This is a genomic window from Clostridium sp. CMCC3677, from assembly GCF_023845585.1.
Classification (GTDB): Bacteria; Bacillota; Clostridia; order Clostridiales; family Clostridiaceae; genus Clostridium; species Clostridium aquiflavi.
Genome location: NZ_JAMQHS010000007.1, coordinates 166772 through 193408, shown reverse-complemented (window position 1 = coordinate 193408; position 26637 = coordinate 166772). Strand labels below are relative to the sequence as shown.

The following is a 26637-nucleotide window of genomic DNA, read 5'->3' as shown; positions in this document are numbered from 1 at the left end:
CTAATGGAGCATATAGATATCTCGTCTCTACCATAAAATCCACAATAAATTAGTATTGTGGATTTTTGTATTAATCTTTGTAATTAGCGAGTATTAAGTTTAAGTCAAAAATTATATCATAACATATATTAATAGTTTCATATTATATTTAATATAAAAACACAGTGATTTTATATTTTGTTCAAGTATAGTATGAAAAAATCAAAGCAATTTATGAATACAGTTATAAGAATAAGAAAATTATGTGAAAAATATCAATCCTTATTATGGATTATATGATATAATTTTCCTAAAGGTAATGCTTTTTATTATTTAAATGTAAGGCTCTGTTTTAAATGCGTGTTGATATATGTAATAGGTAAAGTGGCATTTTACTCAGCCCACTTTGCTAAAACATAGCCAAATATAAAAAAATAAAAGGATGGAATTTAACAAAAATGGGGGTCGAGAATTATATGGATAAGTATAAAGTCATTGATATTAAGAAAAGTGTTTTTGAAGATAATGATAGACAAGCAGATTTGCTTAGAGAAGAATTAAAAAAAAGTAAAACTTTTTTATTAAATTTAATGTCCTCACCAGGTTCTGGCAAAACAACAACTGTTTTAAGAACTATTGAAGCTTTGAAAGATGAAATGAGAATAGGAATTTTAGAAGCAGATATTGATTCAGATGTAGATGCAAGTACTGTGTCTAAAACTGGTACTAAAGTAATACAATTGCATACAGGTGGTATGTGCCATTTGGATGCAGATATGACAAAACAAGGTCTATATGGACTAGGAACAGAAGAAATTGATTTTGCAATATTAGAAAATGTAGGAAATTTGGTATGCCCAGCAGAATTTGATACTGGTGCATCAAAAAATGCAATGATTTTAAGTGTACCAGAGGGGGATGATAAGCCTCTAAAATATCCTTTAATGTTTTCTATTGTTGATGTTTTATTAATAAATAAGATAGATGCAATAGATTATTTTGATTTTAATTTAGAAGCAGTTAAAGAGTATGCTACAAGATTGAACCCAAATATTAAGATAATTCCTATTTCTGCTAAAACTGGAGAAGGAATTGATACATGGACTGAATGGATACGTACTGAAGTTAAGACTTGGAACGAAAAATAATGTGATATAAATTTTAAGCTATATTTTAAAACCATGTTGATATTGTAGTATAAAGCTCATGGACAGAGGAATTTACTTTAAGAATACTAAAATATCAACAGGCGCTTAAAGCATAGCAAATTTTAAATGGGGGAATAGATATGGTAAAACAAAAAGTATTGGATTTTGCTAATCATATAAGTATGAAAAAAAGAGGTTCAAAAGCTGCAATTACACCAGAAGACCCAGAATATAAAATTTTAGAACCAGTTGTTACGGATGAAATGGCAGAAGTAGGACTTTGTCTTGAATTACGTAAAAAGAAGAGTGCTGAAGAAGTGGCTGCTTTGTGTGGTAAATCTGTAGAAGAAACAGCAAAGCTATTATTAGATTTAGCTTTTGCAGGTGCTTGCTTTGTAAATGAAATAGATGGGGTTGATAAATTTTGGTTTGATCTTTGGGTTCCAGGGCAAATGGAAATGATAGTTAACCACCCTAGTAGGGAAAGTATTGAAAATTATAAGCAAATTGCAGAGGCTTTTGAAGGGTATGGAAGAAAAAAAGCTTATATAACAGCAGGTGTTTTTTCAGTAGGAACAGGTCCTATGCGTGTTATTCCTATAGAAACAGCTATTCAAGGTGAGACTAGAAGAGCATCATATGAAGAAATTTCTAAATATCTTAATGAAAACACTGTTTTCTCTGTTTCAGATTGTTCTTGTCGTACATCAAGAGAAGCTATGGGAGAAGGATGCGGTCATTTAAAGGAAGATATGTGTATTCAACTTGGACATGCTGCGGAATATTATATACGCACAGGAAGAGGTAGAAAAATTACTCGTGAAGAAGCTTTTGAGATTATTAAAAGAGCTGAAGAAAACGGTTTAATGCATCAAATACCAAATGCAGATGGCCCAGGGCATACTCATGCTATATGTAACTGTTGTGGATGTTCATGTTACGCTACAAGAATTGCTGGAATGTTCCAAAATAATGATATGGTGCGTTCAAATTATGTTTCGAGAATAGATAAAGATAAATGTGTTGCTTGTGGAGAATGCGTTCAAGTTTGCCCAGTTAATGCATTGAAATTGGGTCAAAAATTATGTACTAAAACACCGATTGTTGAGAAGAAGAGAGAAGATTTTGCTCACAATACAGAGTGGGGTGATGACAAATGGAATGTTGATTATCGTATCAATAGAGAAAATGTTGTTGAGACTGGTACAAGTCCATGTAAAACAAATTGTCCAGCTCATATTTCTGTTCAAGGTTATATTAAGTTAGCGTCTCAAGGTAGATATAAAGAAGCACTTGAACTTATAAAACATGAAAATCCATTTCCAGCAGTATGTGGACGTATTTGCCCAAGAAAATGTGAATCTGATTGTACTAGAGGAGATATTGATGAGCCAGTTGCTATTGATGAAATTAAGAAATTTATTGCTGAACAAGATTTAAATATGGAAAATCGTTATGTGCCAAAATTAAGACATGAATATGGTAATAAAATTGCTATTGTTGGCGCTGGTCCGTCGGGTCTATCTTGTGCTTTTTACTTAGCACTTGATGGTTACAAGGTAACTGTATTTGAAAAGCAAAAAGCGCTTGGTGGTATGTTGACACTTGGAATTCCATCTTATAGATTAGAAAAAGATGTTATAAATGCAGAAATTGAAATTTTGAGAGAATTGGGAGTGGAATTTAAAGTTGGTGTTGAAGTTGGTAAAGATGTAAGTCTTAAATATTTAAGAGACCAAGGATACGAGGCATTCTATCTTGCAATCGGTGCTCAGACAGGTAGAAAACTTGGTGTTGAGGGCGAAGATTCAGAAGGTGTTATTACAGGTGTTGATTTTTTACGTAATGTAAATCTAGGCAATGAAGTAAAACTTGAAGGAAATGTAGTTGTAATTGGTGGTGGAAATGTTGCAATTGACGTTGCAAGGACAGCTACAAGAGTTGGTGCTTCAAAAGTTAATATGTTCTGTCTAGAAAGTAGAAAAGAAATGCCGGCACTTGATGAAGAAATTGAAGAAGCAATGGAAGAAGATATCGAGGTTAACAATTCTTGGGGTCCAAAAAGAATTATTAAAGAAAATGGAAAAGTTATAGGAATAGAATTCAAAAAATGTCTTTCAGTTTTCGATAAGAGTGGAAAATTTAGTCCTGTATTTGATGAAAATGAAACAAAGATTGTTAACACAAATCATGTTCTGATTTCAGTAGGTCAAGGAATAGATTGGGGCAATTTGCTAGAAAATAGTAAAGTAGAATTAAATCCAAACAGGACAATTAAAGCAGATTCATTTACTTTACAAACAAAAGAACCAGATGTATTTGCAGGTGGAGATGCTTTGACTGGCCCTAAATTTGCTATAGATGCTATTGCTTTAGGTAAAGAAGGTGCAATATCAATTCACCGTTATGTTCATCCTGGACAAAGCTTAGTTTATGGACGTGATAGAAGAGTGTATCATGCATTGGATAAAGAAAACTTAACTTTAGAAGGTTATGATCATATTAAGAGACAAAAAATAGATCATATAGAAGGTGCTAAATCAAAAGAAACATTTAGAGATTTACGTCCTACATTTACAGAAGAGCAAGTGAAGAAGGAAACAGAACGTTGTCTTGGTTGTGGAGCTACAACTGTAGATGAATATCAATGTATAGGTTGTGGTGCATGTACAACTAGATGTAAATTTGATGCTATTACACTTTACAGAAAATATGATGCACAAAGCGTAACACTTAAAGAGCTTAAACCTAAAGTTATTAAAAATGTAATTAAGCGTAAATTAGTAATTAAAGCTAGAAGAATTAAAAAGAGTCTCAAAAGAAATTCTTAATTAGAAAAAAGTAAGGTGGAATAGCAAAACATTGTACAAAAAAATACAGTGGGGAACACAAAATTCCATTTAGATTTTTAATATAGGGAAGTAGAGGTGGTTTTAGTTGCATGAATTAGGAGTGGTGTTTGAAGTTGTTAAGACTGTTAAAAATTTCGCAGAAAAAAATAGATTGACCAAAATAGAAACAGTAGTGCTTCAAATTGGTGAACTTTCATCTATGATTCCAAAATATATTGAAGCTTGTTATCCAGCAGCAGTTGATGGTACCTTATTACAAAATACAAAATTAAGAATTGAGATATTACCAGGTAATGGTATGTGTAAAAAGTGTAATACAGTTTTTAATATTATTCAAAATAATGGTGAATGCTCAAACTGTGGAGATAAACACTGGGAATTATTATGCGGAAAAGAGTTTATGATTAAGGAAATCATCGCTTGTTAAAACTGCTTTACCATCTTAACATTTATGGAATTATTTATAAAACAAAGAAATGGAGAAAATAGGAATGAACAAGAAGTTAAAAAGAATTATAGCTGCATTAACTATATCTGCATTAGCAGTAGGTGGAATAGGGTGCTCTAGTAATCAAATAGATAAAGTGGAAAAATCAAATACTGAAGCTCATACAAGTGATTTTGAAGCAGTAAAATTTGTATATTCAGATGGTGCTAAGGATTATGATGTAACAGTAAAATCACCAAGACAAAAGGCAGTTACATTATCTCAATTTATGACAGAAATGTTATTAGTATTAGGTTTAGAGGATAAAATGATAGGGACAGCACTTTTAGATAATCCTATATTACCTGAATTTGAAGAAGCCTATAATAAAATACCAGTACTTAAAATTGGAGAAGGTCATTCTGTATCTAAAGAAGGATTTATGGCTACAGGTGCAGACTTTGTAAGTGGATGGGATTCATCTATAAGTGAACAAACTACAGGATCACCAGATGAACTTATATCAAAAGATATAACTCCATTTATGGCTAAGTCTTATAGAGCAGATTCTACAGTAGAAACTGTTTATGAAGATTTTGAGCTATTGGGGAAAATATTTGGAGTACAAGACAAAGCTAAAGAAGTAATAGCTAAAATGAAAAGTGATATAAAAGCTGTAACTGATAAAGTAGGAGATATAAAACAAGAAGATAGAGTAAAAATGATGGTATATGATTCTGGCGAAAATGATGCAATGGTAGTTGGATCAGGTCTTGCTAACAACTTAATAGAACTTGCAGGTGGAAATAATGTATTTTCTAAAAATGCGACTAAGCCTTATATAAATGTTTCGTGGGAAAGCATAGTTGCAGAGAATCCAGAAGTTATATTAGTAACTGATTTCATGGCAGGAAACCCAGTACAAGAGAAAATAGATTTCTTAAAAGCTCATCCTGCGCTTAAAGATGTACCTGCTATAAAAAATAATAAAATATATGTTGTAGGATTAGCTGATTTATCTCCAGGTATTAGAAATCCGAAGCTTATCGAGCAAATGTACAGATATTTTTTTGGACAAAATAAGTAATGCAGGTAGCTTTAGAAGATAAAAAAAGCCTTTCTAAAAAGAAAGGTTTTTTATTTTGGGTTATAGCTTTAACTGCAATATTAGCAGGTGCAGCAGTTGGAGCAATAGCAATAGGTAGTACATATATAGAACCTGGAGAAGTATATAAAGTACTGCTTAGTAAATTAACAAATGGTATAGTTTATAGTGATATTGGAACTATAATGACACAAAATATAATATGGGAAATAAGATTCCCTAGAGTATTACTTGGAGCTATATGTGGAGCAGGACTTGCAATTTGTGGAGTTCTTATGCAATGTGTCACTAAAAATCCAATAGCTGAACCATATATATTGGGTATATCATCAGGGGCATCTTGTGGTGCTGTTTTTGTTATAGTTTTAGGTGGTATGTCATTACTTGGAATAAATAGTATTAGAGCAGGAGCCTTTTTAGGTTCTCTTATATCAGGAATGTTAGTTTTTGCTATAGGCACTCAAATGGGAAAAGCAACATCTACAACAAGATTAGTATTATCAGGGATGGCAATATCAACAATTTTCTCGGCACTTACTAACTTAATTATATATTCAGCAGAAAATTCAAATCAAGCAAAGAGTGCTTTATTTTGGACTGTTGGTAGCTTAGGGGGAGCGAAGTGGGATGTGTTATTATTCCCATTTATTATTTTAGTTGTAGTTATGATAATAGCGTTAATGATATCTAAATCACTAGATATATTACTTCTTGGTGATGACAGTGCAATAATACTTGGAATAAATATAAAGCTTATAAAATCTATAATTTTAATATTAGCGACACTGCTTACATCATCATTAGTTTCTATAACTGGAGCAATAGGATTTATAGGACTTGTAGTGCCGCATATATGTAGAACTATAGTAGGAAGTGATCATAAAAAACTTATAATACTTTCATCATTAATAGGTGCTATATTTTTAATAACAGTAGATATTATAGCTAGAGGGCTTTTCCCACCAATAGAAATACCTATAGGAATAATAACTTCATTAGTTGGAGGTCCATTTTTCTTATACTTAATTTCTAAGAAAAACTATTCGTTTGGAGGAAAAGAGTAATGTTTAAAGTACAGGTTAGAAATTTAAGGTTTAATATAGAGAAAAAAGAAATATTAAAAGACATATCTTTTGAGATTAAAAAAGGTTCATTTGTAGGAATTATAGGTCCTAATGGTTCAGGAAAATCTACAGTACTTAAAAATATATACAGACTCTATAAACCATCAAGTGGAAGTGTATTATTAGATAATAAAGAATTAGATAAGATGAAACATAAAGATTGTGCAAAAGAAATTGCAGTTTTAGCTCAAGAAAGTAATACTCACTTTGATTTTACTGTTGAGCAAATAGTAAAGATGGGAAGATATCCATATAAATCTGTTTTTGAAGATTACTCTAAAGATGATTTACAGATGGTTCGAGAAATGCTAAAAAAGGTAGGCTTAGAAAGCTATAGTAAGAGGAGTTTTTCTCATTTATCAGGTGGAGAGAAACAAAGAACATTAATAGCAAGGGCTTTAGTTCAAAATACTAAATTTTTAATATTAGATGAACCAACAAATCATTTAGATATAGGATATCAGATACAAATTATGGACTTAGTTAAAAGTCTTAATATAACTACGTTAGCAGCTATACATGATATGAATCTAGCATCTATGTATTGTGATTATTTAATTGTAATGAAAGATGGAAGGATAAAGAATTTTGGAACAGTAGAAGAAGTGATAAATTCTGAAATGTTAAAAGACGTGTTTGGTGTAAACGCATATGTGGGAGTTAACCCTGTAAATAAAAAATTACAAGTATCATTTATGCACACACATGAACATATTAAAGGACTTGGAATAGATCATATACATGAAGATGGATTTACAGGAGTGCATACTCATTAAAGTTCAACAGATATTTTATAGAATTAGATACAATTGATTTATTTGGTGATGGATTTTAAAGGTCATGATGGCATCAAACAAGAAACCCACGATTAATTATGATATGCTTCCTTTATAGTAGACAGTTAAAATAATAAAACTGTTTTTATAAAGGGTGCAGTTCATTAAACTTAGCCGTGGGTTTTTACATTTAAATTTTATTATGTCAATTATACTGATTCTGATGTTTTGAATTTAACTTCCTCTAAATCATTATTATTTTCAGAGAAATTTAAATTAACATCATCTAAAGAAATAACTTTAGTTTTATGTTTAATTTTATAACCTATATACAATGCAAGAAATAGGGGAATTCCTATATAAGATGCAATTAAACCTTGCCAATCAATTCCATCGGGTTTTATACATGAGTAGCCTTGTCCCAACATTATGATTGTACACATTATTAAAGCTAATATAGGTCCAAATGGATATAATATAGCTTTGTATTTTAAACTTTTTAAATCCTTACCTTGGTGAATAAATGCTTTTCTAAATCTATAGTGACATATGGCTATACCTACCCAAGCTATAAATCCAGCAAGACCAGATGCAGCAACAAGCCAAACATAAACGGTACTTTCAGCAAATATACCAGTTAAAAAACAAGCTGAAGCAATTAATGTAGTTAAAAGTACAGCATTTACAGGTACTCCTTTTTTATTGGTTTTAGCAAATATTTTAGGGGCCATACCCTCTTTAGCCATGGAAAAAAGCATTCTACTTGATGCATACATGCCAGAGTTACCAGCAGATAATACAGAAGTTAATATAACTGCATTCATTAAGGAAGCTGCTCCTGCTATACCAGCTCTTTCAAATACCATTGTAAAGGGACTTGTATCAAGTCCTGCACTAGTAAATGGTATTATAGCACCTAAGACAATTATTGTTCCTAAGTAAAATATTAATATTCTCCAAAATATTGAATGTATAGCTTTGGGTATAGTTTTTTCAGGATTTTCACTTTCACCAGCAGCAACTCCTATAAGTTCAGTTCCTTGAAAAGAAAAACCTGCAATTAAGAATATAGAAAATATAGACTTAATACCTCCATGAAATGGACCATCAGCTATAGTATAGTTATGAAATCCTATTTCATTTCCACCCATTATACCTAAAATCATTAAAACACCTATTACTAAAAATATAAGAACTGTAACTACTTTAACTCCAGCAAACCAAAATTCTGATTCACCATATGCTTTTGATGATAAAATGTTTAAACCTACTATTATTGTTAAAAATAATATACTCCAGAATAATGCATTTACATTTGGAAACCAATACTTCATAATTAAAGAACCGGCAACCATTTCTGCTGCTATTGTTATAGCCCAGTTGTACCAATAGTTCCATCCAAGGGCAAATCCAAGTGCTGGATCAATAAATTTATTAGCATAGGAACTAAAAGAGCCAGCAATTGGCATATAAGTTGCCATTTCTCCCAAGCTAGTTATTAAAAAGTATACCATGATGCCAACTAATCCATAAGCTACCAATGCACCGCCGGGTCCAGCTACATGTAAGGTATCACCCATTGCAAGAAATATACCAGTACCAATAGAACCACCTATTGCTATCATGTTTAAGTGTCTTGCTTTTAAACTTCTTTTTAATTCATTTTTTTCTTCACTCATTTTTTTATCCTCCTTATGGTTTAAATTTCCATAAGTAAGTAACTAAGATAATATAAAGATTTAGGCACATGAAAAAATAATAGACCAATGCTGCACCATTATTCCTGCACTGCGTTTAGAAAGGGTGCATGGCTAAAAAATCGACGTTTCCACAGTCGCCTTGGCGATTTTTTTATGTGCTTTAAACAATAAAAAATGCCATGAGCATATACTCATGACATAAATACGAAAGTTGTATATTTAAATAAATATTACAATATCGTAAATTTCCATTGAAAATAGCTCTCCACAAAATAATTTGTGACAGTCTTATATATATTTTACATAAGACCAGTAAATAGCATGAAAGCAATCAACTATTTACTTCGGCGAAAGTTCCTTTCGTATTACTTCATTGAGCTTACCTCCATAATACTACTATTAAATTTCGCGCCTCTATCTAAGTTATTTACTTTTTAATTCATACATAATTATGGCGTAAAATTATAAATAAGTCAATAAAAAATAATGTATTTACATTATATAATAATATTGAGAGATTTTTCTTCTTAGTTATATGAATTCTATGTGGTGCAATTTAGTTATTAGAGTTGATACATAAAAATAATGTAATATGGAAAAAGTATTGTTGTTGTAATTGAAATAAAACAACAGTTTAGAAAATATGAAAGAAAATATTTAACAAATTTAAAATAAGGAGGAAAAAAATGAAGTCAAGCGTAAAATCAACAAAAAAATTAACCTTGGTACCTTTGATATTAATGATTTTTACATCTGTTTATGGATTTAACAATATTCCAAGATCATTTTACAAGATGGGTTATGCAGCTATTCCTTGGTACATTTTTTCAGGAATAACCTTTTTTGTTCCGTTTGCATTAATGGTAGCTGAATTTGGTTCTGCTTTTAAGGATGAAAAAGGTGGAATCTATTCATGGATGAAGAAATCCATTGGACCAAGATTCGCATTCATAGGAACATTTATGTGGTATTTTTCTTATGTAACTTGGATGGTTAACGTTGCATCTGGTATGTGGATTCCAGTATCAAATGCTATATTCGGAAAAGATACAACACAAAGCTGGGCTTTATTTGGTATTCAAGGACCACAAGTTTTGGGAGTTTTAGGAATTATATGGATACTAGTAGTAACTTATACATCAACCAAAGGGATGGATAAGATAAAGAAAGTAACATCATTAGGTGGAACAGCAGTTTTATTATTGAATATATTCCTTTGGACTGGTGCTATAGCAGTATTTTTAGGGAACCATGGAAATTTAGCTGAGCCAATTGAAGGAGTTAAATCATTTACACAAACGCCAAATCCTAAATATATTGGAGATATAATTGCTTCGTTAGCATTTGTAGTATATGCTCTATTCGCTTATGGAGGAATAGAGGCTGTGGGTGGATTAGTTGATCAAACTGAAAAGCCAGAAAAAATTTTTCCCAAAGGAATTCTTATTTCAGCAGCTATAATCTCAGTAGGATATTCATTAGGAATACTGTTCATTGGTGTATTTACTAATTGGGAAAGTGTAATGGGGATTAAGGAAGTTAATCTGGGAAATGCAAGTTATATAGTTATGTCTAATCTGGGATATTCACTTGGTACAGCTTTTGGAGCAAGCGAGAACATGGCTATAGTTTTAGGTAAGGGGGTTGCAAGATATGTTGGACTTTCAATGTTTCTAGCATTATCCGGCGCATTTTTTACACTTATGTATTCACCATTAAAGCAGATAATTGAAGGCACACCTACTAAATTATGGCCTGGAAAAATTGGAGAAACTAAACACGGATTGCCTATTAATGCTATGTGGATTCAAGCTACCATAGTTTGTGTAATGATAGGATTGGTAGCTTTTGGAGGAAGCTCAATGGCTGCATTCTTCAATATACTTGTTTCCATGACTAACGTAGCTATGACACTGCCATATGTGTTCATAGCTCTTGCATTCCCGTATTTTAAGAAGAAAACAGAAATCAATAAACCATTCGTAGTGTTCAAAACTCAAGGAATTGCAAATTTTTGGACTTGTATAGTTGTTTTAACAGTAGGACTCGCTAATTTATTTTGTATAATACAGCCAGCTATAGAAGGGGATATGCAAACAACAATTTGGAGTGTAGCTGGCCCCTTAATCTTCTCAGTAGTTGCGTGGTTAATGTATGGCAGCTATGAAAAGAAAAATAAAGATGATTTTTTAGAATAAACTATAAAATCCGCGGTAATGTTTTGATTATATTATCGTGGATTTTTATAGCTAAACTAATAATTAAACTATTTTCTCAATTTTAACATTTAAATTATATTTAGAAAAAAATCTATACTTTTACTTACAAATTATAGACTTTTGTTCTTTAATATAATGATTTATCTTATTATCTACAACTCTAAGATATGAATTAAAATTTTCTATTTCACTTTCTATATATTTTTTATGTCTTAAAAGTATATCTTCACGCTTACAAATGGTTTCAGGACCTTCTATGCATAAATCAACGTATTCTTTGATTTTAGCTATTGGCATATTAGTATTTTTTAAACAACATATTATATTAAGCCATTCCAAGTCCTTATCACTAAAAATTCTATTACCCTGTTTATTACGTTCAATAAATGGAAGTAAACCTTCTTTTTCATAATAGCGAAGAGTATGAACTGATAAGTTATATTTTTCAGCTACTTCTTTAATAGTATATGGCATTATGTTACCTCCTAAAAATAAGTGATATTATATTATACCAATTAGAGTCAACTCTAAGTAAAGAAAAAGTTAGAAAAAATAATTATTAGAAATTATCTATTGACTTAGAGTTAACTCTAAGTTTTATACTAATCAACATAGCAAGCATTACTGCTTTAAAACTTAAAAAAATTAGGAGGCATTAGTATGTCATTGAATATTTTAAATAGAATTAATGAGCCAAAAGACTTAAAAGGACTTAATAATGAGGAATTAAAATTATTATCTAATGAAATAAGAGAAATTTTAATAACAAGAGTAAGTAAGACTGGTGGACACTTTGGATCAAACTTAGGTATGGTTGAAGCAACAATAGCACTTCATTGTGTATTTAATTCACCAATAGATAAGATTGTTTATGATGTTTCACATCAATCATATACACATAAAATTTTAACTGGAAGAAAAAATGCATTTACAAATCCAGATGAATATAAAAGTGTTACAGGATATACTTCACAAAATGAAAGTGAATATGATTTCTTTACAGTGGGGCATACATCAACTTCAATTAGTTTAGCGTGTGGATTGGCAAAAGCACGTGATGTAAAGGGAAATACGGAAAATATTATAGCTGTTATAGGTGATGGATCTTTAAGTGGGGGAGAAGCTTATGAAGGCTTAAATAATGCATCTGCATCAGGAAAAAATATAATAATACTTGTAAATGATAATGATATGTCTATAGCAGAAAATTATGGTGGACTTTATCAAAATTTAGCTTTACTTCGTAAAACTAATGGAAAAGCAGAAAATAATTTTTTTAAATCTTTAGGATTTGATTATCATTATGTTAAAGATGGAAATGATATTGAATCATTAATTGAAACATTTTCAAAAGTTAAAGATATAGATCATCCAGTTGTAGTTCATATGCATACAGTTAAAGGAAAAGGATATGAAGATGCAATGCAAAACAAAGAAGCTTTTCATTGGGTAATGCCATTTGACTTAAAAACCAAAGAATCTTTAGTGAAAAGTGCTAGTGAGACATATGGAAATATTGCAGGAGAAATTTTATCACAAAAAGCAAGAAAAGATAGCAGTATTGTAGCAATAACAGCTGCTACCCCAGCTTCAGTAGGTTTAAGTTCATTTAGACATGAATTTAAAGATCAATTTATAGATGTTGGAATAGCAGAGGAACATGCTATAGCACTGGCATCAGGAATAGCATCACAAGGAGGCAAGCCAGTTGCATCTTTTGTAAGTTCATTTATCCAAAGAACTTATGATCAATTATCTCAAGATCTTGCTATAAATAATAATTCGGCACTTATTATGGTTCATGGTGGAGGCATAAGTGGTGGAGATGTAACACATCTTGGAATATTTGATATACCATTAATATCTAATATTCCTAATATAGTATATCTTGCACCAACAAACAAAGAAGAATATATTGCAATGATGGAATGGGGAATAGAACAAGATAAATATCCAGTAGCAATACGTGTTCCAAATATGACTGTAGTATCAAGCGGAGTTAAAATTGAACCTAACTTTGATAAGTTAAACACTTATAAGAAGGTTAAAGATGGAAATGAAGTAGCAATCATTGCTCTTGGAAGTTTCTATGATCTTGGAGAAAAGGTACAAAAGAGATTAAAAGAATCAACAGGAATAAATGCTACATTAATTAATCCTAGATTCATAAGTGGAATAGATAAAGATCTATTAAATGAATTATTAGATAATCATAAGCTAGTAATAACATTAGAAGATGGAATACTTGATGGGGGATTTGGAGAAAAAATTTCAAGGTTCTATGGAGATAAAGAAATGAAAGTACTAAACTTTGGTGCTTCAAAAGAATTTACTGACAGTGTACCATTAGAAGAGCTATATGAACGTTATCACCTAACTGAAGAGATAATAATATCAGATATACAGAAGACTCTTAAATAGACTTAAATTTAGAAGACAATTTTAATATAGTAAGAAAAATTTTAATTATTATATAATTTTATGCAGAATACATGATACTATATATTAAGGATAATAAACTATATTGAGAATGGAGTGATTCTAATGATAAAACTTATAGCATCAGATATGGATGGTACTTTATTAAATAATAACCATGATATAGATGAAGAAACAGTTGATGCAATTAGAAAAGCAGAAGAGGCTGGAATAATATTTACAATATCTACAGGTAGAGAGTACGATAGTGTTAAAGGCATATTAGATAAGCATAATATAAAATGTCAATGTATTCTTTCTAATGGAGCAGAGTATAGAGATGAAGATGGTAATATTTTAAAGGTAATAAATATAAACGAAAAGTATGTAAAACAAATAATAGAGATATTAGATGAAAATAAATTACCAGCGCGTATATTTACGGATAAAGGTGTATTTACTACATCTACAAGAGAAGAGGCACTTCAAGAGGTTGTGTTTAGAACTTTGACTTTTAATCCTAACTTAACAGAAGATGAAGCTAGAAAAATGGCAGAAAAAGAAGGATTTTTTACAAGTTTAAAATATATTGAAGATGTAGAAAAATTTTTTAAAGATGGAATAGAAGTAAGAAAATTTGTAGCATTTCATAAAGATGTAGAGCTAATAGATAAAATGAAAAAGACTATTGGAAAGCTTGAAGGACTCGCAATATCATCATCATTTGATGACAATATAGAAATAACTGATTTAAATGCTCAAAAAGGAATCATTTTAGAACAAGTAGCTAAAAAAATGGATATAGACATAAAGAATGTTATGATTCTTGGAGATAGTTTTAATGACTACTCAATGTTTGAAATATTTGAAGAAAGTGTTGCTATGAAAAATGCAATACCAGAAGTTAAGGATATAGCTAAATACATAACAGATAGTAATGATAATTTTGGTGTTGCAAAAGCTATTCACAATGTTCTTAATAATGAAATGGATAATATGATTAAATAGATTTGATTTAGGGTCTGTATCAAAATGAATTTGATGCAGATCTTCTTATATTAATAATTTAACTTAAATAAGAAGAATGGTATGAATTACAAACAAAAGTGTAATGATTATAATAATAAATGTTTTATGTAATCAAGCTAGAGTATAATATACTTTACATAAAAGTATTAACTTAAAATATAATTGAAGAGGTAAAAACATGCAAGTAAATTTAAGTGATGTAATAGAGGCAATAGAATTTGAAGGAGAATTATTGAGTCATTATTACAATAAAAAAACAGGTGTAATTATATATTTAGAAGATGAAAGTACTTCAAATTATAAAGCAGATGATATTAACAATCTTGAAAATTTTGAGGAGTGGGAAAGGGAATTAATAATCTGTTTGCATGATTTAAAGGAAAACTTTGAAGACTATATTCAATTACCAAATGAAGATGAGATAAATGAATATGGAATGATGATAGATTTTTGTAAGTCTTTAGATGATGAAAACTTTAAAGATAAGAAATTAGAAGAATTACAAGAAAAATATTCATTACGTAAACTAAGAGAATATATTGAAAATATTGAACATCTTAGTGAATGGTATGATTATAGAGAAAATACTGAATACAAATTAGCTATTGATTGGTGTGAAAAAAATAATATAGAATATATTTAAATGTATATAATAAATAGATTTTTAATAAAACTTATTTAGATAAATTGTATGTTAAGTGGAAACTTTAAATCACATGATAATACTTTCGTAATGTTATCATAAGGTTTATTTATAGAAAGTATTAGAAACTAATATAGTTTATTATAAAAATACATATAATAAGATTAAATTTTTAAATAATAAAGTAGTAGAGGTGTACAAATATGTGTGGATTTTTTGAAAGATCAAAGGAAATTGAAGAAGAAATTATAAAAAATAGAAGGTTTTTACATGAAAATGCGGAACTTGGAAATGAATTACCTATAACTAAAGAATATGTAATAGAAAAACTTAAAGAAATAGGATGTAGTCCAGAAGAAATATGCAAGAGTGGAATAGTGGCAACAATAGGAGGAAAAAGAAACGGGAAAGTAATATTGTTAAGAGCTGATATGGATGCTTTGCCAATGAAAGAAGAAAGTGGATTAAAATTTTCTTCAAAGACACAATGTGCTCATACTTGTGGTCATGACACCCATACAGCAATGTTATTAGGTGCTGCCAAGTTATTAAAGGAAAAAGAAGATGAACTAGAAGGAACAGTTAAACTTATGTTTCAACCAGACGAAGAAGGTCTGGGAGGAGCAAAAGCAATGATAGATGCAGGAGTATTAGAAAGTCCTAAAGTAGATAGTGCATTTGGAATGCATATATTATCTAAAATTATGCCAACAGGATATTTAGCTTATAGCACAGGATATTGTGCAGCTTCTTCAGATATTTTTAAGATTTTTATTAAAGGGCAAGGTGGACATGGGGCTATGCCAAATCAAACAATAGACCCTATAAATGTAGGTGTACATATACATTTAGCATTACAGGAATTAATAAGTAGAGAAAGCGATCCAAATGATATGGCTGTAATTACTATTGGAACATTTAATTCAGGAGATAGTGCTAATATTATACCAGAAGAAGCTACTTTAACTGGTACTATGAGAAGTTTTTCAAAGAAAAATAGAAAAAAATTACTTGAAAGATTGAATGAAGTAGTAGATTTTACTGCTAAAACTTTTAAGGCAGAAGCTAAACTAGAGATTATTGATTCTACACCTGCTTTATATTGTGAACCTAAAATATCTGAGGAATTTGGTGAATATTTAAAAAAAGAATTAGGCAACAATATATCTAAAATAGATATAAATTTAGGTGGTTCTGAAGATTTCTCTCAAATATTAGATAAAGTACCTGGAACTATGGTTATTTTAGGAGGGGGTAGTGAACAAGAAGGATTTAAGTATGGTCAACATAACCCAAAGGTTATATTTAATGAAGATTGTTTACACGTAGGTGCAGCTGTTTATGCACATAGTGCATTTGAATGGTTAAAGAATAATAAATAGATATAAAAAAATATACGTTAGTCTATTTTTGATGTAATTATTTTAATAAGCAATTAATAGTCAATAATAAAATGTTAATATTTAGGAAAGAGCTAGCAAAATTAGTTAGCTCTTTTTGTTAATAGCAAAATTAATACAATTAGTAGTTTTACTATGTTAACTATAGCCTATAGATATTTGGTTTAATTAATCAGGGTTTTATGTTCAGAGTTAATTCTAAAGATAAAATTAAATTTCCTATAATTGACATTAACAATAGGCTAGAATATAATATTGTTTGTACAGAAAAATTTTTGATAAAAATAATGTCTATTCAAATAGGACAAGTAAAATAGAAGAATTAAAGTAATGGTAGATTTAATGCTTATGTATTTATAGAATACATATTTTTTTAGAAATATACTGATAATGAGTATCAATATCTTAAGGCGTATAAAATTTTATTAAGAGTTATTTAATAAGAGTATAAAAATAAAGATTTCAAACATAAAGAAAGGATGAATGAATATGCAAAAATATGAGTCAAAATTAGCAGGAGTTCCAGAAACAATGCTTATACCAATATGGGCAAGAGCACAGGAAACAAAAAGAGAAGATAGTATTATAAAAGATTTTAAAGCTTTAGATATAGTAGAAAGAATTGATTACGATTTTTCTGTATTTGGAGAATATGATAAGTTTTACAAAACACAAGTTGGTATTGCAGCAAGAACTAAAATATTAGATGATTTAACTAAAGAATATATAGAAAAAAATTCTAATGGAACTATAATAAATATAGGCGCTGGTTTAGATACAAGACCAATTAGAATAGATATTAAAAACATTCACTGGTATGATATAGACTTAACAGAAGGAATAAATATAAGAAGAAAATTCATAAAGGAAACAGATAAACTTAAATTTATAGAAAAATCGGTGTTTGATTATGAATGGATTGATTTAATAGATAAAAAAGATAATGTGTTAATTATTGCAGAAGGTATCTTTATGTACTTTGATATGAAACAATTAAAAAATTTATTTAAGAAATTAGCAGATAACTTTACAAATTCAAATATTATTTTTGAAGCAATGGATCCTATGGCTGTAGGAAAAGCCAAACATCATGATTCAGTGAACAAGCTAAAAACAAAATCAGAATTTTATTCTGGGTTTAAGTCTGGAAAAGAGATTGAGTGTTTTGATGATAGACTTAATTTTATAAAAGAATGGTATCATTTTGATATTGGAAACAAAAGATGGAAAAACATGAGATTGCTTTGGTGCATTCCAAGATTTAAAAGAATGATGAAAATTATAAAAATTAAAGTGAATTAATATTGTTTATCTGTAAAATTATATTATTGCTAAAATTTGTATGAGTAAATATAACCCTTTAAGAGTAGTTTTTTAATAGCAAGAAGTTTATTAGATATTTTAGATAATAAAACAATATGATTAAAAATAAAATATGTAGGAAGAAATAAAAATTAGTAAGTCAGTGATTTCATAGTATATACTTGCCTCTCTTAGGTTATAAAATAATAATGAAGGTTTAAAAGTGATTTCTATAATAATATACAAAGAAATCATATATTTTAAAATATTTAAGGATGGTGAGTTAATGAAGAATACATCTAATAAGCATTGGACGTTCATATCTATAATTATGCTAATGCTGATATTAGTAACTGTTTCTATTGGAATAATTTTCAAGGGAAATAATGAATCAAAAGCGATTTTTTCAGCAGCAGATAGTAAGAATGATATTATTCCAAGATCTCTAAATTATAAAAAAGGTGACGGAAATTTTATACTTACAAAAGATACTTCAATTTATGTAAAAGGAAATACTAAAGAAGAAACAGAAGAGATTAGTAAAATTGCAGAGTTTATAAGAGGAAAATTAAAGGCTTCAACTGGATTTGAATTAAATATTATTAAAGGAAAAGAAGGTAAATCAGGTAGTATTTATTTAACTACTATAGGATCAGAAGAAAATCAAGGTAATGAAGGTTATGAAATGGTAACTACACCTAAAAATGTTAAAATTTTAGCATATAAGGCAGAAGGTATTTCAAGAGGAGTTCAAACATTAAGACAATTATTGCCACCAGACATTGAAAAAAATACTATAGCTACTGATGTAGAATGGAGTGTTCCAGCTTCAATAATAGACGATAAACCTGAATACAATTATAGAGGAATAATGATTGATGTGGCTAGGCACTTTTTTACTATAGATGAAGTTAAACGTCAGATAGATTATGCAGCTCAATACAAAATAAATAGAGTTCATTTACATCTTAGTGATGATCAAGGATGGCGTCTAGAAATAAAAAAATATCCTGACTTAACTACAATCGGTGGAAGTACAGAAGTTGGTGGAGGAAAAGGTGGATATTATAAACAAGAAGAGTTTAAAGATTTAGTTAAATATGCAGCAGAAAGATATGTAGAAATAATTCCTGAATTTGATATGCCAGGCCATAGCAATGCTGCATTAGCTTCTTATGGATTTTTAAATAAAAATGGTAAAAAGAAGCCTTTATATACAGGAACTGAGGTGGGTTTCAGTTCTCTTATGACAGACAGTGAAAAAACATATGAATTTATAGATAATGTAATTAAAGAAGTTTCAGAAATATCACCTTCAAAATATATTCATATAGGTGGAGATGAGGCTAATAGTACTAAAAAAGAAGATTATGATTATTTTGTAGGTAGAGTATCTAAAATAGTTGAAAAGTATGGGAAAACTCCAATAGGTTGGGATCCTATTGATACATCTCCAGAAATAAATTCAAGTTTAATATTACAAAATTGGAAAGATTCAAATGAAGCAGCTAGGAAAAAAGAAATGAAAATGATTGTTTCAATTGCACAAAAAGCTTATTTGGATATGAAATATGATGATAGTACGCCATATGGATTAACATGGGCAGGTTACATTCCAGTAGAAACCGCATATCAATGGGATCCTACTGATTATGCACCAAAGGAATTGGTTTTAGGTATAGAAGCACCATTATGGACAGAGACAATTACTAATACAAAAGCTATGGATTATATGATATATCCAAGGTTACTAGGTTATGCTGAGATAGGATGGACACAAAAAGAAAATAGAGATTGGAATCAGTATAAGAGCAGATTGGAGAAACAGGGGGAAAGAATGAAAAATCAAGGTATAAATTATTATAAAGATAGTAACATATGGGGGAGATAAAAAGAGCAATTAATAGCTATCTCTGATACTGAAGTTAATAAAATTATTTATTTATAAATATGTTGCCTATTATCATTTTATCGTGATATAATGTGGTAATAGGTATTTGCTTTAAATTGTTATAATTTTAACATTGTAGTCTAGTCTTTGTATTGTAAATTAAAGAATAACTAAATCATTCATATTTTATAAACTTAAAAATTAGGAGAGAATATATATGAAAGAATTTAGTATTAGTACAAATGTTTATTTTGGAAAAGGTTCTTTAAGTAGATTAAGTGAAATAAAAAATAAAAGAGTATTGATTGTATGTGATAAATTCATAGAATCTTCAGGAATGGCTGCAAAAGTACAGGAAAAGTTAGTTGATTGTCAGGTAACAATATTTAGTGATATAATACCTGATCCTCCAGTAGAAATCATTGCTGCTGGAATTCAAACATTACAAGTTTGTAATGCACAAATTATGATAGCCCTTGGTGGTGGCTCATCAATTGATGCGGCTAAGGCAATAAGAGAGTATTCAAAACAAATTTTAGGATCAGTCAATGAAATAGAAGAATGTTTTGCAATACCAACTACAAGCGGTACAGGATCTGAAGTAACTGAATATGCAGTAATAACTAACAAGCAAGAAGGATTAAAATATGCGTTAGCAGATAAAGCACTTCTTCCTATGGTAGCAATACTTGATCCTGAACTTGTAACTTCTGTACCTCCAGTTATTACAGCAGATACAGGAATGGATGTAATTACCCATGCTATTGAAGCTTATGTTTCAAAAAATGCTAATGATTTTTCAGATGCTTTGGCGGAAAAAGCGATTTCTTTAGCTTTTAGATTTTTACCAGAAGCTTTTTCTAATGGTGGTAATCTTTTAGCAAGGGAAAAAATCCATAATGCATCTTGCTTAGCAGGTATGGCGTTTAATTCAGCAGGACTTGGTATTACTCATAGTTTAGCACATGCATTAGGTGGTAAACTACATATATCTCATGGAAGAAGTAATGCAATACTACTGCCTCATATAATAGAATATAATGCTAAACTTAATAACAATTTTTATAATAAAGAGTATGAAGTAGCTGCTAAAAAATATCAAAGAATTGCTAAAATATTAAATTTACATGCATCTACTGTAAATATTGGAGTTAATAATCTAATTAGACATATTGTTGAGTTACAAAAAAAATTAATGATTCCTACTACATTAAAAGAACAGGGAGCTGACATAAGTTTATTAGATCAAGTTAAGGAAGATATTTTAAATGCCGCTATGAAGGATATTTGTACAACTGCAAATCCTAGAGAAGCAACAAAAGAAGATTTATTAAATATTTTAGATAAAGTTACAGGAAACAAGTAGTTTAATGAAAACCACTCAAAAATGAGTGGTTTTTTTATTACATTAGTTCATTTTTTTGAAATTAGATATAAATTTGTAATATTAGGTTTAATTATTTATAATATTAAGAATGTGAATGAATTATTTACTTATTGAATATTATCTTACAATTATATAAAATAATATAAGAAAAGCTTATATTCGGTTGTATTATAGTTAAATTTTAGTATGAAAATAAGTGGGGGTATTTTATGAGAGAAAATAAATTGTATTGTATAGGACAAGTTGAGAAAATCTGCAATTTATCTAAAAAAGCACTTAGATATTATGACAAAAAAGGAATACTAAGCCCTGATAAAGTATCTGCTGAAAATGGTTATAGATATTATAGCAAAAAAACGTTACTATCTGTACCAATGATAAAATATTATAAGCAGAGTGGATTTAAACTTGAAGAAATGAAGGAATTTCTTGAAGGAACAAATTATTCGATTTTTGAAAAAAGCTTTGGTCAAAAAATTGATGAACTTAAAGAAATAGAAAATGAAATTAATTTAAAACTTAAATCAATAAAAGACTGGTATGATCTTATAATTGAGGCACAGATGGTAATTGAAAATGATATCAAAGATATATCTATAAAATATGTTGAAGCTCGTACAATGGTTTATTTAAATCAAGATTTTGATTATGACTATATGGATTCCATAATAAACATAGAGTTTACTAATTACATAGAAAGTATAGATAATGCTATAACAGGTCCTGTGATAATAGAATTTCCTTCATTCGAGGAAAAAATTAATGGCAATTGCAATAAAATGAAGATAATGCAGGAAACAATTCTAAAATGCAAGGAGAATGAAACTACTAGATTTGGAGGATTTATGGTTGCTTCTTGTTATCATATAGGAACACATGAGACTATTGATGAAACATATAAAAAGATAAAAGTGTGGGCAGGTAAGAATGGTTATAAATGTGAAGAAAAATCATATGAAAGATATGTTACAGATTATTGGACAACTAAAAATAGTGATAAATTTGTAACAGAAATAATGGTTAAAGTTAATAGAAAAAAGAAATAACCACTAAATGAAAACGTTGCCCTAAGGGGGAATGTATAAGAGATAGATAAGTGTATTTTAAACAAGAATTCTTTTTTTTAGAATAAAAGAATTCTTGTTTTTAGTTTAAGTACATAATATTTATTTAAAATAATGTGATAATATTTTTAGATTTGCTTATAGTAAAACATTGATTAAACCTAGCGTATAGATAATTTTTAACTTCCTAAATAATGTTATATAATTCTAATTTGTATAAATTTATAAATTAAAAATAATTTGTAAATTCATATATAAAATATTCTATTGACTTTCCCCTAGGGGGTAAGGACTATAATTTAATTAATGATAAAAATACTTACAAAGATATAAAAAATGAAAAGTTATTCTGTAATTTCAAAATCAGATAATAGATGTTAATAAAATTATAACAATTGTGAATCCTATGAGACTGTATTTGAATAAAATTCTAAATGGCTCTTGTAAACCTTTACTAGATATCTTATTGTTTACTTAGCTTCAAATATAGTCAGTATAAATTTTTATTTAACAATATATTTTTAACAATATATTTAATGTTTATGAATGAAAGGGGTTTTAGTTTATGAGTGAAATGTCAGGTGTAGATAATTTGTCTGCAATTGCTGCTAAAAAGAAGTTATCATCTAACTTTCTTAAAAAAGGTATTTCAATTGCTTTATTTTCAGGATTAATGTATGGATTTTATTCAGCATTTTTAACACTTGGTATGACTAAGGGAGTTTGGGCAGATTGGTATGGAGAAAACACAGCGGGTTTATCATTGCTTGTTATTACTTACTTACTAGGTGCACTTGGTAGTGCGGTAAATGATACATGTAGTGCCGTTTGGGCTATACTTTATGCAATAGTAAAAGGGAAAATTGGAGATTTCTTTAGATGTATTAAAACTACTCCGGGTGGAGTAATGATTTTGGCAGCTCTTATAGGTGGTCCTATTGCAAGCACAGCTTATGTTGTTGGTCTTCAAATGGCAGGTTCAATTGTTATTCCGATTACTGCTCTTTGTCCAGCTATTGGTGCTATTTTAGGTAGGGTTTTATTTAAACAAGAATTAAATAAACGTATGATGCTTGGTATAGGTATTTGTGTTTTATCTAGTTTTATGATTGGTAGTACAAGTATTGGGGGAGATGCTCCAGAAGGGATGTTTTTAGGTATTTGTATAGCATTTATCGCTGCTCTAGGATGGGGATTTGAAGGCTGCGTAGCTGGTTATGGTACATCCATGATTGATTCAGAGATTGGTATTACTATACGTCAAGCAACATCAGGTCTTTCAAACTTAATAATTTTAGTACCTATATTTGGTATTATTTTTGGCGGAAGTGTTGGTTTTTCAGCTAATTTAGTTGGTAAAGCATTTACAAGCGGACCTGCTATGATTTGCTTTGCTTTAAGTGGTCTTTTCGCATTCGTTTCTTATATGTGTTGGTATAACGGTAATAGTATGTGTGGTGCTGCACTTGGTATGGCATGTAATGGTACATTCTCATTCTGGGGTCCATTCTGTTGCTGGATTGTACTTGGAGTATTTTGCAAAATAGATGGATGGGCATTACCTCCTATAGTTTGGATTGCAGCTGTGTTAATGGTATTTGGAATATTAACAATAGCTATGAACCCATTAGATTTATTTAGAAAAAAGGGGGAAGCTAAGTAATGAAACCACTTAATTATGCAATTCTAAAATATTTCACTAAAGTTAAAGAAGCGTGTACTGATGATGTTATAGATGCATTAAAAGATGAGTATGGCAATTTTAAAGCTCTTAACAAGAAAGATGTATTAACAGCATTAATGACAGCTGAAGCTAATGGACTTCTTGAAGAAACAAGATTTGATTTGGACAATGATGGTGAATTAAGGGTTTATTATCATGCACACAAAGAAGGAGCAGAAACAATTAATAAATATATTAAAGGTTAATAACAAGGAAGGGAGGTATTCTAAATGAGATATTATGGTGAAGAAGCTTTAGGTCTTGTAGAAACATTAGGAATGGTTCCAGCAATTGAAGCGGCAGACAAAATGTTAAAGGCTGCAAATGTGGAGTTGATTTCATATGAAAATGTAGGATCAACCCTTGTTACAATAATGATTAAGGGTGATGTAGCAGCAGTTACATCAGCTGTAGAAGCAGGTGCTGAAGCTGCTGCTGCTATAGGTAAATTAACAGCAAAAAATGTTATGCCACGTCCTATTAGAGAAGTTGGAGATATTGTTTCTGTACATGATGTTGATTCATAAAAACAAGGAAGAGAGAGGATATAGAGATGGCAAGATATCAAGCTTTAGGATTAATTGAAACTTTTGGTCTAGTTTTTGTTTTAGAAGCAGCCGATGCTATGTGCAAGGCAGCAGATGTTGAACTTATAGGCTATGAAAATGTTGCATCAGGTTACATTTCTGTATTGGTTCGTGGAGATGTAGGAGCCTGTAAAGCGGCAGTAGAAGCTGGCGTAAAAGCTGTTAATGATATGGAAAATGGTAATGTTTATAGCTCAGTTGTTATTGCAAGTCCACATCAGGATCTTGAAAAGATTATTGCGCGTTATAAGATTGAAAATTTACTTCCATAAAGGTGAAGACTTATGCATATTAAGTAGAATATGTTGGAATTAAAAAAATATTTCTAATGAAAAGGAGAGAAGAAAATGAGTACTATTGATAATGATTTACTCTCCATACAAGAATCACGAATTCTTGTTGAAAATGCTCGAGAAGCACAAAGAAAATTAGCAACATTCTCACAGGAAAAGCTTGATGAGATCGTTGAACGGATGATAGAGGAAATTAAAAAGCATATTTCAGAACTTGCTAAGATGTCTAGTGATGAAACAGATTATGGTAAATGGGAAGATAAATGTATAAAAAATCGTTTTGTTTGCAAGTATTTGTTTAATAGATTAAAGGGCATGAAATGTGTAGGTATAATTAATGAAGATAAAGAGAATAAGACTATGGATGTAGGTGTACCTATGGGTGTAATCATAGCATTTTGCCCATCAACTAGTCCTGTCTCTACTACAATATATAAAGCATTAATTGCAATTAAATCAGGAAATGCTATTATATTTTCTCCTCATCCAAGAGCGAAAAATACTATGAGTAAAACTCTTGATATTTTAATTAGAGCTGCTGAAGGATATGGTTTACCAGAAGGAGCACTTGCATATCTCCATAATGTAACACCTAGTGGAACTGCTGAATTAATGAATCATAGAGATACTTCTTTAATAATGAACACAGGAGTTCCAGGTTTGTTAAAGGAATCATATAAATCAGGCAAACCAGTAATTTATGGTGGTACAGGTAATGGACCTGCTTTTATAGAACGTACAGCTGATATAAGACAAGCTGTAAAAGATATTATTGATAGTAAGATATTTGACAATGGTGTGGTTTCTGCAGCTGAACAGTCGATAGTTGTAGATAGTCCAATTGCATCTGAAGTGAAAAAAGAGTTACAAAAAAATGGAGCTTACTTTATGGATGCAAATGAATCTGAAAAGCTTGGATCTATCTTTTATCATACAGATGGAAGCGTTGATTTTGAAGTGGTTGGCAAATCGCCTCAATACTTAGCTAAAAGAGCAGGATTTATTGTATCAAATGATGTAAAGGTTTTGATTTCAGAACAAAAATATGTGTCAAAAGGCAATCCTTATTCTAGAGAAAAGCTTTGTCCAGTTTTATCTTACTATATTGAGGATGATTGGATGCATGCTTGTGAAAAGTGTATTGAATTGTTACTTAGTGAAAGACATGGCCATACACTAATAATTCATTCAAAAGATGAAGAAGTTATTCGTCAATTTGCTTTAAAAAAACCAGTTGGTAGAGTACTTGTAAATACTCCAGGTTCTTTTGGAAGTATGGGAGCGACAACTAATTTGTTTCCTTCAATGACGTTAGGAAGTGGATCAGCAGGTCATGGAATGACATCCGATAACGTTTCTCCAATGAACTTAATATATATTCGTAAGGTTGGATATGGAGTACGTAAAACAAATGAGATTATTGATTCAGTGTTATCAGATAAAGGTTTATGTGATAACATTGAAAAAAAATCAGAAGTATGTGACATAGATAACGTAGAATTTCTACAAAATATCTTAAAAGAAGTTATTAAAGACTTAAAATAAACTAAACAATCAGGCTATAAGTCTG

At 29.8% G+C, this 26637-nt stretch carries 22 protein-coding genes and 1 riboswitch; of the genes, 20 read left to right on the top strand and 2 right to left on the bottom strand.

Annotated elements, in window-relative coordinates:
• Positions 1 to 455: 455 nt before the first annotated feature.
• From hypB to NG901_RS10630, 6 genes are all read left to right on the top strand, one after another.
• Entirely contained in the window at positions 456 to 1127 is a 672-nt protein-coding gene (hypB, locus tag NG901_RS10655; protein WP_252214320.1) for a hydrogenase nickel incorporation protein HypB, read from the top strand.
• Positions 1128 to 1267: 140 nt separating this feature from the next.
• Positions 1268 to 3958: an FAD-dependent oxidoreductase gene (locus NG901_RS10650; RefSeq protein ID WP_252214318.1), complete on the top strand. Its 2691-nt coding sequence runs from the start codon at positions 1268 to 1270 to the stop codon at positions 3956 to 3958.
• Positions 3959 to 4064: 106 nt separating this feature from the next.
• On the top strand, positions 4065 to 4406 hold the full coding sequence (locus NG901_RS10645) for a hydrogenase maturation nickel metallochaperone HypA (protein ID WP_252214316.1): 342 nt from the start codon (positions 4065 to 4067) through the stop codon (positions 4404 to 4406).
• A gap of 64 nt (positions 4407 to 4470) precedes the next feature.
• On the top strand, positions 4471 to 5493 hold the full coding sequence (locus NG901_RS10640; protein ID WP_252214314.1) for an ABC transporter substrate-binding protein: 1023 nt from the start codon (positions 4471 to 4473) through the stop codon (positions 5491 to 5493).
• Entirely contained in the window at positions 5493 to 6575 is a 1083-nt protein-coding gene (locus NG901_RS10635) for a FecCD family ABC transporter permease (RefSeq protein WP_252214312.1), read from the top strand. The genes NG901_RS10640 and NG901_RS10635 overlap by 1 nt, the downstream gene beginning before the upstream one ends.
• Complete coding sequence (locus tag NG901_RS10630) at positions 6575 to 7411, top strand: ABC transporter ATP-binding protein (protein ID WP_252214310.1); 837 nt, start codon at positions 6575 to 6577, stop codon at positions 7409 to 7411. Before NG901_RS10635 ends, NG901_RS10630 begins: the two co-directional genes overlap by 1 nt.
• Before the next feature lie 209 nt (positions 7412 to 7620).
• On the opposite strand, the gene NG901_RS10625 is transcribed toward NG901_RS10630, so the two are convergent.
• Complete coding sequence (locus tag NG901_RS10625) at positions 7621 to 9090, bottom strand: amino acid permease (protein ID WP_252214308.1); 1470 nt, start codon at positions 9088 to 9090, stop codon at positions 7621 to 7623.
• 271 nt (positions 9091 to 9361) lie between these two features.
• Positions 9362 to 9536: riboswitch (Lysine riboswitch) on the bottom strand.
• 261 nt (positions 9537 to 9797) lie between these two features.
• Here NG901_RS10625 and yjeM point away from each other — a divergent pair.
• The gene (gene yjeM, locus NG901_RS10620; protein ID WP_252214306.1) at positions 9798 to 11309 is read left to right on the top strand and encodes a glutamate/gamma-aminobutyrate family transporter YjeM; all 1512 of its coding nucleotides are present in this window, start codon (positions 9798 to 9800) and stop codon (positions 11307 to 11309) included.
• Between the two features lie 120 nt (positions 11310 to 11429).
• Here yjeM and NG901_RS10615 read toward each other — a convergent pair whose 3' ends face one another.
• A complete protein-coding gene (locus NG901_RS10615; RefSeq protein ID WP_252214304.1) occupies positions 11430 to 11804 on the bottom strand; it encodes a MerR family transcriptional regulator in 375 nt (124 codons plus the stop codon).
• 186 nt (positions 11805 to 11990) lie between these two features.
• Between NG901_RS10615 and NG901_RS10610 the strand changes: the two genes are divergently transcribed.
• The 13 genes from NG901_RS10610 (at position 11991) to NG901_RS10550 (ending at position 26612) form a co-directional block, all read left to right on the top strand.
• Positions 11991 to 13751, top strand: coding sequence for a 1-deoxy-D-xylulose-5-phosphate synthase (locus tag NG901_RS10610; protein WP_252214302.1), 1761 nt, complete (start codon positions 11991 to 11993; stop codon positions 13749 to 13751).
• Positions 13752 to 13874: 123 nt separating this feature from the next.
• Complete coding sequence (locus tag NG901_RS10605; RefSeq protein ID WP_252214300.1) at positions 13875 to 14756, top strand: Cof-type HAD-IIB family hydrolase; 882 nt, start codon at positions 13875 to 13877, stop codon at positions 14754 to 14756.
• A 199-nt stretch (positions 14757 to 14955) separates the two neighbouring features.
• Positions 14956 to 15420, top strand: a complete 465-nt coding sequence (locus tag NG901_RS10600) for a UPF0158 family protein (protein ID WP_252214298.1) — start codon at positions 14956 to 14958, stop codon at positions 15418 to 15420.
• Positions 15421 to 15623: 203 nt separating this feature from the next.
• Positions 15624 to 16802 carry a M20 metallopeptidase family protein gene (locus NG901_RS10595; RefSeq protein WP_252214296.1) on the top strand — a complete coding sequence of 393 codons (1179 nt, stop codon included), beginning with the start codon at positions 15624 to 15626 and terminating at the stop codon, positions 16800 to 16802.
• Between the two features lie 507 nt (positions 16803 to 17309).
• Positions 17310 to 18122 carry a class I SAM-dependent methyltransferase gene (locus tag NG901_RS10590; RefSeq protein ID WP_252214294.1) on the top strand — a complete coding sequence of 271 codons (813 nt, stop codon included), beginning with the start codon at positions 17310 to 17312 and terminating at the stop codon, positions 18120 to 18122.
• Positions 18123 to 18408: 286 nt separating this feature from the next.
• Complete coding sequence (locus NG901_RS10585) at positions 18409 to 20013, top strand: beta-N-acetylhexosaminidase (RefSeq protein ID WP_252214292.1); 1605 nt, start codon at positions 18409 to 18411, stop codon at positions 20011 to 20013.
• Positions 20014 to 20230: 217 nt separating this feature from the next.
• The gene (locus NG901_RS10580) at positions 20231 to 21379 is read left to right on the top strand and encodes a 1-propanol dehydrogenase PduQ (RefSeq protein WP_252214290.1); all 1149 of its coding nucleotides are present in this window, start codon (positions 20231 to 20233) and stop codon (positions 21377 to 21379) included.
• A gap of 230 nt (positions 21380 to 21609) precedes the next feature.
• A complete protein-coding gene (locus NG901_RS10575) occupies positions 21610 to 22446 on the top strand; it encodes a MerR family transcriptional regulator (RefSeq protein WP_252214288.1) in 837 nt (278 codons plus the stop codon).
• Between the two features lie 583 nt (positions 22447 to 23029).
• On the top strand, positions 23030 to 24127 hold the full coding sequence (locus tag NG901_RS10570) for a DMT family transporter (RefSeq protein WP_252214286.1): 1098 nt from the start codon (positions 23030 to 23032) through the stop codon (positions 24125 to 24127).
• Positions 24127 to 24393, top strand: coding sequence for a hypothetical protein (locus NG901_RS10565; protein WP_252214284.1), 267 nt, complete (start codon positions 24127 to 24129; stop codon positions 24391 to 24393). The genes NG901_RS10570 and NG901_RS10565 overlap by 1 nt, the downstream gene beginning before the upstream one ends.
• Before the next feature lie 24 nt (positions 24394 to 24417).
• A complete protein-coding gene (locus tag NG901_RS10560; RefSeq protein WP_003373634.1) occupies positions 24418 to 24714 on the top strand; it encodes a BMC domain-containing protein in 297 nt (98 codons plus the stop codon).
• Between the two features lie 26 nt (positions 24715 to 24740).
• Entirely contained in the window at positions 24741 to 25046 is a 306-nt protein-coding gene (locus tag NG901_RS10555) for a BMC domain-containing protein (RefSeq protein ID WP_252214282.1), read from the top strand.
• Positions 25047 to 25121: 75 nt separating this feature from the next.
• Positions 25122 to 26612 carry an aldehyde dehydrogenase family protein gene (locus NG901_RS10550; RefSeq protein WP_252214280.1) on the top strand — a complete coding sequence of 497 codons (1491 nt, stop codon included), beginning with the start codon at positions 25122 to 25124 and terminating at the stop codon, positions 26610 to 26612.
• Positions 26613 to 26637 lie beyond the last annotated feature (25 nt).

What these genes read in the sequence shown, in the direction of transcription:
- hypB (WP_252214320.1), top strand. Translation starts at nt 456, where the DNA reads ATGGATAAGTATAAAGTCATTGATATTAAGAAAAGTGTTTTTGAAGAT.
- NG901_RS10650 (WP_252214318.1), top strand. Translation starts at nt 1,268, where the DNA reads ATGGTAAAACAAAAAGTATTGGATTTTGCTAATCATATAAGTATGAAA.
- NG901_RS10640 (WP_252214314.1), top strand. Translation starts at nt 4,471, where the DNA reads ATGAACAAGAAGTTAAAAAGAATTATAGCTGCATTAACTATATCTGCA.
- NG901_RS10635 (WP_252214312.1), top strand. Translation starts at nt 5,493, where the DNA reads ATGCAGGTAGCTTTAGAAGATAAAAAAAGCCTTTCTAAAAAGAAAGGT.
- NG901_RS10630 (WP_252214310.1), top strand. Translation starts at nt 6,575, where the DNA reads ATGTTTAAAGTACAGGTTAGAAATTTAAGGTTTAATATAGAGAAAAAA.
- NG901_RS10625 (WP_252214308.1), bottom strand. Translation starts at nt 9,090, where the DNA reads ATGAGTGAAGAAAAAAATGAATTAAAAAGAAGTTTAAAAGCAAGACAC.
- yjeM (WP_252214306.1), top strand. Translation starts at nt 9,798, where the DNA reads ATGAAGTCAAGCGTAAAATCAACAAAAAAATTAACCTTGGTACCTTTG.
- NG901_RS10615 (WP_252214304.1), bottom strand. Translation starts at nt 11,804, where the DNA reads ATGCCATATACTATTAAAGAAGTAGCTGAAAAATATAACTTATCAGTT.
- NG901_RS10610 (WP_252214302.1), top strand. Translation starts at nt 11,991, where the DNA reads ATGTCATTGAATATTTTAAATAGAATTAATGAGCCAAAAGACTTAAAA.
- NG901_RS10605 (WP_252214300.1), top strand. Translation starts at nt 13,875, where the DNA reads ATGATAAAACTTATAGCATCAGATATGGATGGTACTTTATTAAATAAT.
- NG901_RS10600 (WP_252214298.1), top strand. Translation starts at nt 14,956, where the DNA reads ATGCAAGTAAATTTAAGTGATGTAATAGAGGCAATAGAATTTGAAGGA.
- NG901_RS10595 (WP_252214296.1), top strand. Translation starts at nt 15,624, where the DNA reads ATGTGTGGATTTTTTGAAAGATCAAAGGAAATTGAAGAAGAAATTATA.
- NG901_RS10590 (WP_252214294.1), top strand. Translation starts at nt 17,310, where the DNA reads ATGCAAAAATATGAGTCAAAATTAGCAGGAGTTCCAGAAACAATGCTT.
- NG901_RS10585 (WP_252214292.1), top strand. Translation starts at nt 18,409, where the DNA reads ATGAAGAATACATCTAATAAGCATTGGACGTTCATATCTATAATTATG.
- NG901_RS10580 (WP_252214290.1), top strand. Translation starts at nt 20,231, where the DNA reads ATGAAAGAATTTAGTATTAGTACAAATGTTTATTTTGGAAAAGGTTCT.
- NG901_RS10575 (WP_252214288.1), top strand. Translation starts at nt 21,610, where the DNA reads ATGAGAGAAAATAAATTGTATTGTATAGGACAAGTTGAGAAAATCTGC.
- NG901_RS10570 (WP_252214286.1), top strand. Translation starts at nt 23,030, where the DNA reads ATGAGTGAAATGTCAGGTGTAGATAATTTGTCTGCAATTGCTGCTAAA.
- NG901_RS10565 (WP_252214284.1), top strand. Translation starts at nt 24,127, where the DNA reads ATGAAACCACTTAATTATGCAATTCTAAAATATTTCACTAAAGTTAAA.
- NG901_RS10560 (WP_003373634.1), top strand. Translation starts at nt 24,418, where the DNA reads ATGAGATATTATGGTGAAGAAGCTTTAGGTCTTGTAGAAACATTAGGA.
- NG901_RS10555 (WP_252214282.1), top strand. Translation starts at nt 24,741, where the DNA reads ATGGCAAGATATCAAGCTTTAGGATTAATTGAAACTTTTGGTCTAGTT.
- NG901_RS10550 (WP_252214280.1), top strand. Translation starts at nt 25,122, where the DNA reads ATGAGTACTATTGATAATGATTTACTCTCCATACAAGAATCACGAATT.